The organism is Peribacillus sp. NPDC096622 (assembly GCF_044762665.1).
Classification (GTDB): Bacteria; Bacillota; Bacilli; order Bacillales; family DSM-1321; genus Peribacillus; species Peribacillus frigoritolerans_B.
Genome location: NZ_JBIWES010000011.1, coordinates 74,200 through 88,610 on the forward strand (window position 1 = coordinate 74,200; position 14,411 = coordinate 88,610).

Genomic DNA, 14,411 nt, shown 5'->3' on the forward strand with positions numbered 1-14,411 from the left:
CGGAAATTGTTAAAAGGTTATTTTAACGCCAGAAGGCCGCCGATTGGCGGCCTTCTGGTGTAAAGGGTTACATTCACCTGTGCATCATATTAAGTGAAAATCTGTTTCGTATTGTAGGTAATATTATAAGCATTATGCAGGAATTAAAATTCATTTTTAAATTCCGGGATATCATCTTGTTCTTTCTACGACGGTATATAATTTCTATTTTTGGGTGTTAAAAGTAATGATATCGTCTTTTTCCTTTTCAGTTAGAGATAAAGTGCATTTGAAAAATAAGAATTATCCCACTGTCGGTATGATTTTCTGGTTACTAAAAAGGCTTCATTGTTAAACCACAAAATATATTAGTTGATTAATATGGTCAATGAAACTATGTTATTTAACCTGACATACTAATTGCTTTTTTTTCCATTACCAATTATATTTATAAAAATACCTTCTATTAAGTCTGTCTAAATCTCAGAAAAGAGTTTTTAATTGAAGTGATTAGTTATAAAGTAAAAATGAATGGGGAAATAAATGTGAGGCAATGGTCCAGAAAGGTGAAAAATTTATACTAGTCCTCTTTTGGTTAAAGGAATTTATAAACAAAGGTGGGTATGGGATGGGCTTGTTAGGTAGAGTGGTTTTTTTAAAAAGATTACGAGATGAACTGTTGGAAAAAAGAAAACAAGGAGCCACTAACCTTCAAATTGATGAAATTGACAAGCAAATACGGAAGATTAATATAGAGATACAGAATATGAGGAAGATGATGGAGTAAATATTTTTAATGGGGCGGCCCTACAATAAAGTATGGACGTTTTTTCTTATTGAACATTACGTGCGGTAGCACTACAGACTGTACAGAAAGAAATGAACCGCTACCTTACATGTCGTGTCGCTTCGGTATTAAATGATGCGATAACGACTACTTGTATGACTCATGTTTCGCCTACATTCCGCAGGTTCCTGTACCATTTACAGCTACTGCCGCCATTTCAAACGAGCCGAAAGCCGTGAGATTAAGGCATTAGTAGAGTATTTTTACACAAAACCATTTAAGATAAAAACCAACTTCATGACTTAATCTAAGGTTTTTTTTTCAATTAGGGAGTTGCATGGGCAGCTCTTTTTCTTAAGGTGCTAAAGAGGCAGTTTAGTTCGGGTCATGGATGGTGATACAGTTAAGTGGTTTGATCATATAATTAAGAACGTTTAATTCGAAGGGGGATTAAAATGATTATTGATTGCCATTTTCATGTGGATGAAACAATGTTGACTCTAGAAAAAATGATAGAGGGTATGGATAAAAATGATGTAACCAAAACAGCGCTAATTGCCCCCATGAACGGAACAATGTTTGAATTGGATAGCATTTTTCAACAAGGTTTACAACACTTATTCCGTTTTCTAATACTAAATGTACCTCAAATTGGGCTCGGAATTTATGATGGTCTAGTAAAGGATGGCTATTTGAAACTTTATGGAAATTCATACAAGATTTTCACCAAGCCGGACAATGATATTGTTGCTACTGCAATTGATCGATTTCCAGACAGGTTACTAGGCTGGGTAGCAGTTAACCCGATGATTCATGTATCAGTGGAAGAGGTAGAAATATATCTTAATAAACCTGGTTTTATTGGGGTGAAAGCTCATCCATTCATGCATGAATATAGTATTAAGGCACTTGATCCAGTTGCAGCTATGTGTGAAACAAAAGGTATACCAATGATTATTCATCTATCTTCTGAACCAGATTCCTATAAATACTTACCTGAGAATTACCCAGAGCTTAAATTAATTTATGCTCACGCCGGTCTTCCTTTTTGGAAAAAACTATGGAACTACGTTAAGAATCAACCAAATGTATTTGTTGATACCTCAAGTGATTATCTTAATCCATCTATTGTAAAGAAGGCAGTGGAATCTTTAGGATATCGTAAAGTTCTTTATGGTTGCGACGGACCATATGGAATGAAAAAGTTTAATGATTATGACTATTTGACAAAGAAGAGTTGGGTTGATTCACTTCAAATTCCTGATAACCAAAAGGAATACATACTTGGAAAAAACTTTTTAGCATTGATTGATTAATTCATATCAACAGATCAGTTAAAAGATTATTTAGCTAAGTGAAGTGAACAAATATAGGTAAGGAAGTTGCCTTTTCATTGTGAATGTAGAGATTAACTGAAAATTTTCAGTTAATCTCTACATCGGGTTCTTTCCGTTAGTTCGCTATGCAATTTTTAAATTGCTGTTCTAACTCATCTTTATTTAGGTCCTTTCCAATAAAAACAAGTTCACTTCGTCTTGTTTCACTGTCTTTCCATTTCCGATCTGGTCTTCCTGAAAATAACATATGAAGTCCCTGGAATACTATTCGTTGTTGGATTCCTTGTATATGAAGAATGCCTTTATATCGTAATAGATCTTCCCCTTTTTCTTGAACAAGGTAACTCATCCATTCATTTATCTTTTCGAAATCGAGTGGCTTCTCTTCGCGGAAGGCGATCGATGACACTTTATCATCATGATGGTGATGGTGATGATCTTCTAAGAAATGTGGGTCAATTTCAAGCTTGCGATTCACATCGAACGTATTAATTCCCAAAATGTCCCTTAAATTTATATTGCAGTTTTGAGCATGCATTCTCTTAGCTGCAGGATTCATGTTGGTAAGTCTTCGCTCCAACGTATTCAGGTCGTCATCAGATACTAAATCCGTTTTATTTAGAATAATCACATCAGCGAAAGCAATTTGCTCTTGTGCCTCATCATGACTATCCAAATGCTTTGTAACATGCATGCTATCCACTACAGTGACAATACTGTCCACTTCGAATTTATCGGATAGTAATTCATCCATAAAAAAGGTCTGGGCAACAGGTGCCGGATCAGCTAAACCTGTTGTCTCAATCAAAACACGATCGAATTTTGTCTTGCCCTGTTCACTTGAAAAGACCAGAGTTCGTAGGATACGAATTAAATCCCCTCGAACCGTACAACAGATGCAACCATTGTTCATCTCCAATATTTCCTCATCAGCATCGACTACTAACTGGTTGTCTATCCCAACTTCACCATACTCATTAACAATAACCGCGATCTTTTGATTGTGCTTTTCTGTAAGGATCCGATTTAAAAGCGTTGTTTTACCTGCACCTAAATATCCAGTCAGAATGGTGACCGGGATTTTGTTTGTTTCGATTAAATTCATATTTTTTCTCTCCATTTATTTTATTTTTGATACTCTGATTACTTTTTCCTTGTCTTTTGAAGCCCGGTGACAACCCCTTCTGCGCGTTCAAAACCATCTCCAAGAAATGAGTGACTTACTTTCGATGTATAATCCTCATTAGCAAGGAGTGAATCGACGAAGGGGGAGGCATCCTCAGGTTTTAAATCCTTATACCATGTCCCTCTGGGATAGGCGATGACAACGCACTTATCATGGCATCTTCCATTACAACGTGTGCGAGTTGTATGAATGGTGTCGTCTACCTGTCGGTCTGAGATTTCTTTACGAATTGCTTGAGTCAGTTCCTCTGATCCGACCTCATTACAGCTGCTACCGTTACAAAGGAGAACATGATGCTTCGTATTACTTAAATTCCATGTGGCCATATTTAATTTCCCTCCCAATAAATCGTAATAATTACGATTTACAATCGATTATTAGCTCATTTTAAACTTTCTAAACAACTAAATTCCCTATATCGAGTAATTATCAGTAGAGCTAAAACCTTGAAAGGCTGTGTTAACCAACTTGATTTTTTGATGCCTGGAAGTAAACCTTTATGTATTAACTCCCAAAAGGGCGATTCTAAACACCTTAATCTTTCTTAAATATCCTTAAGGTCATCCCGTAATCTAGAAACGATTATGCAGTCAAGTAGGGGAAGTCTACTTTTCCGCTTTTAATTCCTTTTTCAGGTCAAACGAGATTTTCAACTAATATCAGTGCTGCTTCACTTTTGCCACCTTCGATTTCTTTGTTACGTATTTTTCTCCTTTCTCATAAATATTGTACGAAATATTAAAACGTAATCATTACGATTTATATTATTTTACCCCTTTTTTAAGCCATGTGCAAACACTAAAACGTTCAGCAAGAGTTAATGTTCCAAGGACATGCTATTTTATTCTAAATTACTCAGTGATTTCTTTAGGTAGCAGTAGCCTAATCCATCCCCGATAAACACTAGTATATTGTTCACCTTTAAACCTGATTTTGGATGAAAGGGCATGCTATAAGCATATTGGAAGAGAAATGTTTCCCGTTTATCTGTAAAATTGATATACCTTTAATTCGATAAATGGAGCCAGGCATTGTTCATAAAAAGTCTTCTTGTTAATAGGGAGAAGGAAGGGAGCAGGGATGGCACCATCGTATTTCATTCTTACTTTGTTCTTTACTTTGTTTATTTTTCTTATTCACTATAGAGCAGGAAACTCCATCATGGCAGTCGAACATCAATTAGTAAAAGAGCGGTCTAATTTAAGAGAAGCTGAATAGGAGGGTGAATATGCAGAATCACGAGCTGGAACAAGTCATAAAAAATGCGGACAGGGCAATAAATAATGAGGATTTCGATCATTTAATGGAGTTCTATTCAGAGGATGCAACTTTAGTTGTCAAACCAGGAAGATTCGCAAAAGGGAAAGAGGAAATTCGCCGGGCATTCATTGCTATCGCTGAATACTTTAATCACAGTTTAATCGTCAATCAAGAAAAGATGGCAATAATCGAAACGGGTGAGACGGCATTGGTTGTGGCAAAAGCCCAGCTAAGTGCCAATCAAAAGGACGATTCCGAATTCTCGATGGAAAGAACAGCGACATATGTTTTTAAAAAGGATCCCACGGGTACATGGCGCTGCTTAATCGACAACTCTTATGGTGCTGAAATAATTGAAGAATTGAAGTGACTGGTGAAAGCTGCCGTTTATGGTGGCTTTTTATTTTTTTTCGACTAGATTACTTCAGTATGTAACTAATAGGCATTTTTGAAAGAGAAAATAAAAAAACAGTTTTTAGTTATGAAAAAATCGCTTATGATAGAAGCGATGATGAAATGAAGAAATGATTGTGCCCATTAATTATAAGAACAAAGACTACAATAAAAACATCAATTTACGACAAAACAAGAAGACGAAATCTTTAAGATATCGCCGTCTCATATACTACGGGTTAATATTTCTCAATGGTCGCTAATTTTAAAGCTGATAAACTTCTGCTCCATCATTTCTTGCATCGCATATTTGACGCCTTCCCGGCCAACTCCGCTATCCTTCCAGCCGCCATAAGGCATATTATCAATCCGGTAAGTTGGGATATCATTGATTACGACTCCACCTGTTTCCAAGCGTTCCGCCGCATAAAAAGCTCGTTCGATACTCGGAGTCATCACACCTGAGTTCAATCCGTAACGCGAATCATTTGCATCATTGATGGCATCATCCAATGTATCGAAAGGGAAAATGCAGACAATTGGACCAAATACTTCGAAACGAAATACCTTTGAGTCACGATTTACATTTGTTAAAACGGTAGGCAATAGTACATTGCCTTCCACTGTACCGCCACACTCAATTTTTGCTCCTTCCTGTACTGCCTCGTCAATCCAACTTTGTAACCGTTCCAATGATTTTTTTGAAATAACCGCTGTAATATTTGTATTTTCCTCCAGGGGAGAACCGATGACAAGCTGTTTTGTAGCACTGACGAATCGATCTAAAAATTGTGGGTATAGTGATTTGTGGACATAAATTCGTTGAATCGAGATGCACACCTGCCCATTATTCGTAAATGAACCCATTACACTTCTTTGAATAATTTGATCGATGTCGACTCCTTCATCAATGATGAAAGGGGAATTGGACCCGAGTTCAAGTGTAAGCTTACGGAAGCCTGCCTGCTGCTGGATAAGGTGTCCGACCTCTACACTCCCAGTGAAAGTCACTTTTTTTACATGTGGATGGGTCGTCAACGCTTCACTTAAAACATCCCCTTTGCCCGGTATGATGTTCAATACTCCATCCGGCAAACCTGCTTCTTTAAAAATATCGGCAAGAACCAGTGAACTCAACGGGGTTTGTTCGGCAGGTTTTAACACAATCGAATTTCCAGCCGCAATAGCCGGGCCAACTTTATGGGCGACCAGATTAAAGGGAAAGTTAAATGGGGTAATCGCGGTAACGACGCCAATCGGGGTGCGAACCGTGAAGCCAAAACGGTTTACCCCACCAACTGCCGCATCCATCGGGATTTGTTCTCCATAATTGTTCTTTGACGCTTCTGCAGCAAAACGATAGGTCTGAACCGTACGATTCATTTCTTCACGAGCGTTTCGAATCGTTTTCGCCGCCTCTAGAGAAATGATTCTTGCAAGTTCTTCACTGCGTTCTTCCATGATTGCTGCAGCTTTAAATAAAATTTCTGCTCGTGCATGAGCCGGATAGGATCGGTATTTCTGAAAAGCTGCATTGGCCTCAACAATCGCTTCAATGGCATCCGCTGGTTCAGCCTGTCCGATTTGTGCAATTTCTTCGTTTGAATGGGGATTATATAATGGCTCATATGATTTAGCCTCCCGCCATTTACCACCGATCCACAATTGCCACTTTTTCTTCATTTGAAATCCCTCCAATAATATCTGCTTCTATAATTTACAAATATAATCACCTAGTGTTTTCGAGAGCTTTACATTTTCCGAATAATCGACATCCACATCAATCAAGACAATTTCCTGACTCGAAATCGCTTCTTCTAATGAATGAAGCAATTCATCAGAGTGGGTTACTTTCACTCCTTTAACCCCAAAACTTTTTGCGAATCCTAAAAAGTCTGGGTCTGTAAATTCAATCGCATTCGTACGATCAAATTTATTCAATTGCTTCCACTCAATTAGGCCGTATTTTGAATCATGGAAAATGACTATCACGAAGGCAAGGCCTAGACGTTTTGCTGTTGCCAATTCAACTCCATTCATCAGGAATCCACCATCCCCTGTAACCGCAATGACAGGTTTATCAGGCTTTGCCAATTTGGCTGCAATTGCGCCGGGAATGGCGATTCCCATCGATGCAAAGCCATTAGAAATGATAGTGTGATTAGGGATTTCCGGCTGATACATCCGGGCAATCCATAATTTATGGGCACCCACATCCGAAATGACAATGGCATTGCCCTTTTCCGCCCTTTTCAAATCGGCAATGATTCGCTGAGGGATGATAGGGCTTCCTGATACATCATCCGAGGCATGAAATTTTTCAATGATTTGAGACCTTAACCTTTTCACTTCTGGCCAAAGTTCTTTTTTTGCTACACCAGTCGTCAAGGCTTCAAGTGCCTCCGTAACGTTCCCGACCAATTCTGCTTGAACGGGGTAATAAGCATCTATTTCGGCCGGTCGAGCATCAATATGGACAATCGGATTCATTGCTTCATCGTTCCAATACTTTGGCAAATACTCGACGAAATCATAGCCGACGGTGATAATAAGATCGGCCAAATCAAACCCGCATAGAACATAATCCCTTGCTTGCATCCCTACTGTAAAAAGGGACAATGGATGGTCAGAAGGTAAAACTCCTTTGGCCATGAACGAATTCACAACGGGAATTTGCTTCTCTTCTGCAAATTTCCGCAAAACCTCAGCAGCTCCATCGCGGATCACGCCATTACCAGCTAGCATAATAGGCTTTTTAGCGCGATTTATTAATTCGACGGCTTTTTTGATTTCTTCCTCGGCTGGGCGGGATCTAGGCATTGGTGTAACCGGAAGAGGTTCCCCTTCCGTATCCATCATCGCCACATCTTCCGGAAGTTCTATATGAACAGCTCCCGGCTTTTCTATGACAGCCGTTTTAAATGCTTTACGGATAATTTCGGGAATCGTATGCGGCACCTTAATTTGTTGATTCCATTTCGTTACTTCCTCAAAAACGCCAATAATGTCCACATATTGATGCGACTCCTTATGAATGCGATCAAGGCCCGCCTGACCTGTAATCGCGACAACAGGGGAATAATCCAGATAAGCACTTCCTATCCCTGTCAATAAATTAGTTGCACCCGGTCCCAATGTACCCAAGCAGACGCCAGGCTTCCCAGTTAGCCGGCCATAGATGTCTGCCATAAAAGCTGCAGCTTGTTCATGATGAACCAAGATAAATTCAATATCAGAGTTTATTAAAGAATCAATAAGATCCGTATTTTCCTCACCAGGTATCCCAAAAATATACTGAACCCCTTCATTCTCTAAACATCTTACAAACAAATCAGATGCCTTCAAATTATTCCCTCCTCGACCATTTCAATTTCTTTCCCTATATGTTGGCTTTGGCTACTCGAAATTATGTACTTGGGTATATTAAAACCATTTCGAACATTCAACTCTAATTCAGGTTTTATTAAATTTACATCAATAGTCATAACCTGGAGAAGTAAAATGGAAATCGCAAGTCGTTTATTTATCATCTCATTTATACTTTTGCGATTTTGGGGGCTTTTTCCTGTTAACCGCTTGTCAATCCACTGTTCTTTCAATTTGCTTTTCAGTCTTTTTTTAGCAAAACTTTATTTTAACTCGAACAGTGGGATGCTGGTTAATGGGGTGGATTTCAGCAGGAGATATTTTGGTTGTGGTACAGAGATTGTGAAGTTATAATAAACATTTCCGATACAAACCCGGATGTCGGGATCAGTTTGATAAAAAGTGTTTTAGCATGGTAAAAATGTAAAAGAAGAAGCAGGTACATTTTACTTTTTAATTTTGGGATAAGAGGTTGGCCTGGTTTCCCATATGGAAGGATTTGAATTTTACTATGATAGATAATTTTTGGCGTGATTTACCACGACCTTTTTTTATACTGGCACCAATGGAAGATGTGACGGATGTAGTTTTTCGCCATGTAGTGAGTGAAGCAGCCAGACCTGATGTGTTTTTTACAGAGTTTACAAACACGGAGAGTTATTGTCACCCAGAGGGCATCCGCAGTGTGCGTGGGCGTTTGACTTTTACAGAGGATGAACAACCAATTGTAGCCCATATCTGGGGGGATAAGCCTGAATACTTTCGGCAAATGAGCATAGGTATGGCGGAACTAGGCTTTCGGGGTGTGGATATCAATATGGGCTGTCCTGTACCTAATGTGACACAGAATGGGAAGGGAAGTGGCCTTATCCGTCGTCCAGAAGTTGCAGCAGAATTAATACAAGCAGCAAAAGCAGGAGGATTGCCCGTAAGTGTAAAGACAAGGCTTGGTTACACGGATGTAGACGAATGGCACGACTGGCTAACACACATATTGGAACAAGACATTGTTAACCTTTCCATTCATCTACGTACAAGAAAGGAAATGAGTAAAGTAGATGCTCATTGGGAACTAATCCCGGAGATTAAGAAACTTCGTGACCGGGTGGCGCCAGATACGCTCTTGACGATCAATGGGGATATCCCTGACCGTCAAACTGGCTTAAAGCTCGCTCATCAATACGGTATTGATGGAGTTATGATTGGGCGTGGTATTTTCAATAATCCATTTGCCTTTGAAAAGGAGACGAAAGATCATAGTAGTAAGGAATTGCTTGATCTCTTAAGGTTGCATCTGGATCTCCATGATAAATATTCAAAATTAGAGCTACGTCCGTTCAAGGCTCTTCATCGCTTTTTTAAGATATATGTCCGTGGGTTTCGAGGGGCAAGTGAATTAAGAGTTCAATTAATGAACACAGAGTCAACAGATGAAGCGCGTGCTTTGCTCGAAAACTTTGGGTCAAACAATCTTGATGGAATGGGGGAACAGTAGAAGTTTCCCCATTCAAGGTAAAAGCGTAGTAGGACGTTAAACTGCGACCAATATCGCTTGTATGCGAATTTAGATTCAGGTAGGACCAAAAATAAAAACGTGCCCACAAAAAGGCACGTTTTTATTTTTGGTGATTGTTAAACAAATGAAATTCCCGCCAAGAGGTCAGTTTAATCCTTTTGTTTTTAGTACTAGGTGGCGTTTATTTTTTAACAGTGAAGATTAAACGGCTTGACAATATACCCAGGTGGGTATAATATGAACCTACCAGTTAAGAAAACACAAACTCACGAGTAAAACGTGTAAATTCACGAGTAAAATGCCCAAATTCACGAGTAAAACGTGTAAATTCACGAGTAAAATGCGCAAACTCAAGAGAAAAGCACGCAAACTCACGAGTAAAATGAACAAATTCACGATAATGGCTTTTGATAAATAGGGAAGGTGAACTTGGTGCTGCGCTTTTTAATCAAAAGGAGATTAGTGATTGTTGTAAATAGATGGGAGGGCGGAGTATGGAGTATGATAAAAGTGTCATTAATCGCTTGAAGCGGATTGAAGGTCAAATCAAGGGTGTTCTTGGAATGATGGAGCAGGGTAAGGATTGCAGGGAAATCGTCACTCAGTTGTCAGCTGCTCGAAGTGCCATCGATAGGACCATGGGTGTTATCGTAAGTGCCAATCTTGAACAATGCGTCCGGGAAAACGTCGAGAATGGAGAAGGCACTGATAATCTAGTCAAGGAAGCGGTTAATTTACTAATAAGAAGCAGGTAAAAGAATTGACCTGACCTGTAGAAAAAGGAGTGTTATTCATGTCTTATATTTTACAAGTGGATTTTAAAATGGAGGGACCATTCGGCAACGAAATGGTAAAAGAATTTACAGATTTAGCAAAAAGCATTAATGGTGAAGAAGGCTTGATCTGGAAGATTTGGACGGAAGATAGTGAGGCAAAGGAAGCAGGCGGCATTTATCTGTTTGAAACGAAGGAATCCGCATATAAGTACTTGACTATGCATACAGCTCGGTTAAAAGGGTTTGGTATAGAGAATGTTAATGGGAAAATATTCGAAGTGAATGAAGGTTTGACTTCAATCAATCATGGACCAAGTAAATAAAGAAAATCATTCATTTTTTTGTGAAGTGGGTTGACCAACTATTTTTTTAGCATAACATATACCCTGTTGGGTATAAAAGCTTGAAATGAAATTTCGAACAGGGGGAAAGCATAATGACTGAAAAGAAAAGAACGACGATCATTTTATTTAGTGGTGATTATGATAAGGCAATGGCGGCTTATATCATTGCAAATGGTGCTGCGGCTTACGATCATGAAGTGACCATCTTCCATACATTCTGGGGATTGAACGCTTTAAGGAAGAATGAGCCGGTTTCATTAAAAAAAGGATTTCTTGAAAAAATGTTTGCAAAAATGATGCCGCGTGGTTCTGATAAAATGGGGTTATCCAATATGAACTTTGCTGGGATGGGTCCCAAAATGATCAAACATGTGATGAAAAAGCATAACGCCATGTCACTCCCAAATTTAATTGGGTTGGCCCAAGAACAAGAAATCAAACTGATAGCCTGTACGATGACAATGGATTTATTAGGCTTGCAGCAAGAGGAATTATTGGCTGGAATTGAGTATGCAGGTGTTGCGGCTTATTTAGCTGAAGCAGAGGATGGAAATGTAAACTTATTTATATAAATTTGGGTACCGGAGGGATGAGTCCAATGGGAACTATATTTAATCTCATCATATTAGGTTTCATCGTTTGGTTTTTATATCAGCGCTTTGTCCCTGTAAAGGGGATAAAAAATATAAATGCTGCTGAGCTAAAAGCTGTGTTGAATAATAAAGGAAATAAGCAATTGATTGATGTCCGTACCCCTAATGAATTGCAAAAGGACACAAGAACTTTCAAAAGATAGTGAAGTGATTGTAATCTGCCAAAGCGAGATCAGGAGCAGTAAAGCGAGTAAAGCATTGAAAAAACTAGGCTTTAATGAAGTCACCAACGTAAAAGGCGGCATGATTTCTTGGCGCGAATAAAAGGAGTATCTTAAAAGATGAAAGAAATTTTACAGAATGAAGTGAACGCATTATTGAAGGGTAACTCGCCAGTCCACATTATTGATGTGCGGGAGGTGGATGAAGTAAAGGCAGGGAAAATACCAAATGCTTTGAACATCCCGTTGGGCCTAGTGGAATTTAGAATGCAGGATCTGGATAAATCAAAAGAGTATATCATGGTCTGCCGGTCAGGGGGCAGAAGTTCAAAGGCTGCACAGTTACTTGAGGGTCATGGATATAAAGTGTTGAATATGATGGGTGGTATGAATGAATGGGAAGGTCCTACAGAAAAATATTAAATTTGAATATACCCCCATCCCTATGATAGAAGGAGGAAATAAAATGATTAAAACAAATTCCGTTTTGGATGCTATAGGTTTAGCTTGTCCAATGCCAATCGTAAAAACGAAAATAGCAATGAATGGCCTGGAAGCGGGGGAAGTACTGGAAGTTCAAGCAACTGATAAAGGGTCAACCGCCGATATGAAAGCCTGGGCGGAAAGTTCAGGTCATCAATACTTGGGTACGGTTGAAGAAGGAACCACACTAAAACATTATCTTCGGAAAGCAAGCGGAGAAGAAACAGAAGTGAAGAAGCATGGAAAAATCATTTCAAATGAAGAACTTCTACAAGTAATGGAAGAAAACAGAAATACGATCATCCTGGATGTCCGAGAATCCGCAGAATATGCTTTTAATCATATTCCAGAAGCAAGATCCCTTCCATTGGGTGAATTGGAACAACGTATGGATGAACTGGAAATAGAGTCAGAGATTTTCGTGATTTGCCGTACAGGCAGCCGAAGTGATCTTGCTGCACAAAAACTGACCGCGGCTGGATTTGAACGGGTTTTCAATGTTGCACCAGGTATGAGCCAATGGAACGGTCCTTCACAAAAATCCGTGAATGAATAAAGGGGTATCAAATGACCTTGGTATGGGCATGGGAAAAGAAGCTTTCGTTGACGGAATCGAAGTAGGTGGAGCGGTCACATTTTTTGAGTTCGCTAAAGATGATGATGTTACATTAACCTTTTAATGAAGGAAAAAATTTTTGAAAATATTAATACTATAGGGGGTATAAAGAATGACGTATAAGCAAATGACAGCCGCTGAGGTTTCAAAGAAAGTAATCAATAAAACTGACTTATTTATTTTGGATGTTCGAAATGAAAGTGACTTTAATGATTGGAAAATTGAAGGGCGGAATTTCGAATTCGTTAATATCCCTTACTTTGATCTTCTGGATGGCGTGGAAGAAATTCTCGATCAACTCCCGGCGGCCAATAAAGAAATCCTGGTAGTATGTGCAAAGGAAGGCTCATCCGTCATGGTAGCTGAAATGTTATCTGAAGCTGGATTGGATGTTTTTTATTTAAAGGGCGGCATGAAAGCATGGAGTGAACACTTGGAACCGGTGAGGATAGGCGAATTGACAAATGGTGCCGAAATTTACCAATTTGTTCGACTTGGTAAAGGCTGTTTATCTTACATGGTCGTTTCCAATGGTGAAGCAGCAGTTATCGATTCCACAAGAATGATAGATGCCTATCTTGATTTCGCCGATGATATCGGGGTGAAGGTTACACATGTTCTGGATACGCACTTACATGCCGATCATATTTCAGGTGGAAGACGAATCGTGGAAGTAACAAATGCAGCTTACTGGCTGCCGCCAAAAGATGCGGCTGAAGTAACTTTTGAATATCAGCCATTAGAAAGCGGGAAAGTGATAACGATCGGTCATACAGCGATTGATATCCAAGCATTATACTCCCCGGGCCATACCATTGGATCCACTTCATTTGTGGTGGATCAAAAATACTTGCTAAGCGGGGATATACTATTCATCGATTCCATTGGCAGGCCGGACCTAGCTGGTTTGGCTGAAGATTGGGTAGGGGACTTGAGAGAAACACTGTATACACGTTATAAAAAATTATCAGACGAGTTAATTGTATTGCCATCACATTTCATGATTATTGATGAATTGAATGAAGATGGAAGTGTCGCTAAAAAGTTGGGTACGCTGTTTGCTGAAAATCACGGATTGAACATAGCGGATGAAACGGAATTCAGAGGGCTGGTAACAGGTAATTTACCGCCACAGCCAAACGCCTATCAAGAAATTCGCGAAACCAATATGGGGAAAATCGAACCCGATGATGAAAAACAGCGCGAAATGGAAATTGGACCAAATCGCTGTGCGGTTCGCTAATACCGATAAAAATAGAAACCAAGAAAATAGGAGAGATGAAATATGAATTCAGATATAGTGCTAGATGCTAAGGGACTTGCATGTCCAATGCCGATCGTCAAAACGAGAAAAGCCATGAATGATTTGCAAACCGGGCAAGTGCTGGAAATACATGTAACCGATAAAGGAGCTAAAGCAGACTTGGCCGCTTGGTCAAAATCCGGTGGCCATGAACTGGTGGAAATGGCAGAAGAAAATGATATACTGAAATTTTGGATCAGAAAAGGCTGATAAAGAGGAGGGGACCATTTGGGTTCCCTTCTTTTAAGGGA

15 protein-coding genes and 2 pseudogenes are annotated in these 14,411 nt (G+C 39.2%); 13 read left to right on the top strand and 4 right to left on the bottom strand.

The annotated features are described in order from the left end of the window. Nucleotides 1-607 precede the first annotated feature (607 nt). Both ACIQYG_RS18805 and ACIQYG_RS18810 read left to right on the top strand, forming a co-directional pair. Nucleotides 608-766, top strand: a complete 159-nt coding sequence (locus ACIQYG_RS18805) for a hypothetical protein (RefSeq protein WP_156500350.1) — start codon at nt 608-610, stop codon at nt 764-766. A gap of 455 nt (nt 767-1,221) precedes the next feature. Further along, nucleotides 1,222-2,082 carry an amidohydrolase family protein gene (locus ACIQYG_RS18810; RefSeq protein WP_402840885.1) on the top strand — a complete coding sequence of 287 codons (861 nt, stop codon included), beginning with the start codon at nt 1,222-1,224 and terminating at the stop codon, nt 2,080-2,082. A 136-nt stretch (nt 2,083-2,218) separates the two neighbouring features. Here ACIQYG_RS18810 and ACIQYG_RS18815 read toward each other — a convergent pair whose 3' ends face one another. After that, nucleotides 2,219-3,208, bottom strand: coding sequence for a CobW family GTP-binding protein (locus tag ACIQYG_RS18815; RefSeq protein ID WP_402840888.1), 990 nt, complete (start codon nt 3,206-3,208; stop codon nt 2,219-2,221). 38 nt (nt 3,209-3,246) lie between these two features. Next, nucleotides 3,247-3,615, bottom strand: a complete 369-nt coding sequence (locus tag ACIQYG_RS18820) for a (2Fe-2S) ferredoxin domain-containing protein (RefSeq protein ID WP_402840891.1) — start codon at nt 3,613-3,615, stop codon at nt 3,247-3,249. A 902-nt stretch (nt 3,616-4,517) separates the two neighbouring features. On the opposite strand from ACIQYG_RS18820, the gene ACIQYG_RS18825 reads away from it, so the two are divergent. Further along, nucleotides 4,518-4,919, top strand: a complete 402-nt coding sequence (locus ACIQYG_RS18825; RefSeq protein WP_402840894.1) for a YybH family protein — start codon at nt 4,518-4,520, stop codon at nt 4,917-4,919. A 272-nt stretch (nt 4,920-5,191) separates the two neighbouring features. Here ACIQYG_RS18825 and ACIQYG_RS18830 read toward each other — a convergent pair whose 3' ends face one another. Both ACIQYG_RS18830 and ACIQYG_RS18835 read right to left on the bottom strand, forming a co-directional pair. Next, nucleotides 5,192-6,625, bottom strand: coding sequence for an aldehyde dehydrogenase family protein (locus ACIQYG_RS18830; protein WP_402840897.1), 1,434 nt, complete (start codon nt 6,623-6,625; stop codon nt 5,192-5,194). A 27-nt stretch (nt 6,626-6,652) separates the two neighbouring features. After that, a complete protein-coding gene (locus ACIQYG_RS18835) occupies nt 6,653-8,287 on the bottom strand; it encodes an acetolactate synthase large subunit (protein WP_402840900.1) in 1,635 nt (544 codons plus the stop codon). A gap of 532 nt (nt 8,288-8,819) precedes the next feature. Here ACIQYG_RS18835 and ACIQYG_RS18840 point away from each other — a divergent pair. The 10 genes and pseudogenes from ACIQYG_RS18840 (at nt 8,820) to ACIQYG_RS18885 (ending at nt 14,370) form a co-directional block, all read left to right on the top strand. Then, the gene (locus ACIQYG_RS18840; protein ID WP_402840903.1) at nt 8,820-9,803 is read left to right on the top strand and encodes a tRNA dihydrouridine synthase; all 984 of its coding nucleotides are present in this window, start codon (nt 8,820-8,822) and stop codon (nt 9,801-9,803) included. A gap of 515 nt (nt 9,804-10,318) precedes the next feature. Further along, on the top strand, nt 10,319-10,579 hold the full coding sequence (locus tag ACIQYG_RS18845; protein WP_402840906.1) for a metal-sensitive transcriptional regulator: 261 nt from the start codon (nt 10,319-10,321) through the stop codon (nt 10,577-10,579). A 38-nt stretch (nt 10,580-10,617) separates the two neighbouring features. Beyond that, nucleotides 10,618-10,923, top strand: a complete 306-nt coding sequence (locus ACIQYG_RS18850; RefSeq protein WP_402840909.1) for a monooxygenase — start codon at nt 10,618-10,620, stop codon at nt 10,921-10,923. Between the two features lie 113 nt (nt 10,924-11,036). After that, nucleotides 11,037-11,516: a DsrE/DsrF/DrsH-like family protein gene (locus ACIQYG_RS18855; RefSeq protein ID WP_402840912.1), complete on the top strand. Its 480-nt coding sequence runs from the start codon at nt 11,037-11,039 to the stop codon at nt 11,514-11,516. 26 nt (nt 11,517-11,542) lie between these two features. Next, nucleotides 11,543-11,861: pseudogene (locus tag ACIQYG_RS18860) on the top strand (rhodanese-like domain-containing protein). Nucleotides 11,862-11,878: 17 nt separating this feature from the next. Continuing rightward, nucleotides 11,879-12,181: a rhodanese-like domain-containing protein gene (locus ACIQYG_RS18865; protein ID WP_402840915.1), complete on the top strand. Its 303-nt coding sequence runs from the start codon at nt 11,879-11,881 to the stop codon at nt 12,179-12,181. Between the two features lie 43 nt (nt 12,182-12,224). Next, nucleotides 12,225-12,797, top strand: a complete 573-nt coding sequence (locus ACIQYG_RS18870; protein ID WP_402840917.1) for a sulfurtransferase TusA family protein — start codon at nt 12,225-12,227, stop codon at nt 12,795-12,797. Between the two features lie 22 nt (nt 12,798-12,819). Further along, nucleotides 12,820-12,921: pseudogene (locus ACIQYG_RS18875) on the top strand (DsrE/DsrF/DrsH-like family protein); the annotation flags it as partial. 48 nt (nt 12,922-12,969) lie between these two features. Continuing rightward, nucleotides 12,970-14,100: an MBL fold metallo-hydrolase gene (locus ACIQYG_RS18880; RefSeq protein WP_402840920.1), complete on the top strand. Its 1,131-nt coding sequence runs from the start codon at nt 12,970-12,972 to the stop codon at nt 14,098-14,100. Between the two features lie 42 nt (nt 14,101-14,142). Then, a complete protein-coding gene (locus ACIQYG_RS18885; protein WP_402840923.1) occupies nt 14,143-14,370 on the top strand; it encodes a sulfurtransferase TusA family protein in 228 nt (75 codons plus the stop codon). Nucleotides 14,371-14,411: the final 41 nt, after the last annotated feature.

Coding starts and splice junctions, on each gene's coding strand:
- ACIQYG_RS18885 (WP_402840923.1), top strand. CDS start 14,143: ATGAATTCAGATATAGTGCTAGATGCTAAGGGACTTGCATGTCCAATG.
- ACIQYG_RS18880 (WP_402840920.1), top strand. CDS start 12,970: ATGACGTATAAGCAAATGACAGCCGCTGAGGTTTCAAAGAAAGTAATC.
- ACIQYG_RS18825 (WP_402840894.1), top strand. CDS start 4,518: ATGCAGAATCACGAGCTGGAACAAGTCATAAAAAATGCGGACAGGGCA.
- ACIQYG_RS18850 (WP_402840909.1), top strand. CDS start 10,618: ATGTCTTATATTTTACAAGTGGATTTTAAAATGGAGGGACCATTCGGC.
- ACIQYG_RS18855 (WP_402840912.1), top strand. CDS start 11,037: ATGACTGAAAAGAAAAGAACGACGATCATTTTATTTAGTGGTGATTAT.
- ACIQYG_RS18845 (WP_402840906.1), top strand. CDS start 10,319: ATGGAGTATGATAAAAGTGTCATTAATCGCTTGAAGCGGATTGAAGGT.
- ACIQYG_RS18840 (WP_402840903.1), top strand. CDS start 8,820: ATGATAGATAATTTTTGGCGTGATTTACCACGACCTTTTTTTATACTG.
- ACIQYG_RS18830 (WP_402840897.1), bottom strand. CDS start 6,625: ATGAAGAAAAAGTGGCAATTGTGGATCGGTGGTAAATGGCGGGAGGCT.
- ACIQYG_RS18810 (WP_402840885.1), top strand. CDS start 1,222: ATGATTATTGATTGCCATTTTCATGTGGATGAAACAATGTTGACTCTA.
- ACIQYG_RS18805 (WP_156500350.1), top strand. CDS start 608: ATGGGCTTGTTAGGTAGAGTGGTTTTTTTAAAAAGATTACGAGATGAA.
- ACIQYG_RS18815 (WP_402840888.1), bottom strand. CDS start 3,208: ATGAATTTAATCGAAACAAACAAAATCCCGGTCACCATTCTGACTGGA.
- ACIQYG_RS18870 (WP_402840917.1), top strand. CDS start 12,225: ATGATTAAAACAAATTCCGTTTTGGATGCTATAGGTTTAGCTTGTCCA.
- ACIQYG_RS18820 (WP_402840891.1), bottom strand. CDS start 3,615: ATGGCCACATGGAATTTAAGTAATACGAAGCATCATGTTCTCCTTTGT.
- ACIQYG_RS18865 (WP_402840915.1), top strand. CDS start 11,879: ATGAAAGAAATTTTACAGAATGAAGTGAACGCATTATTGAAGGGTAAC.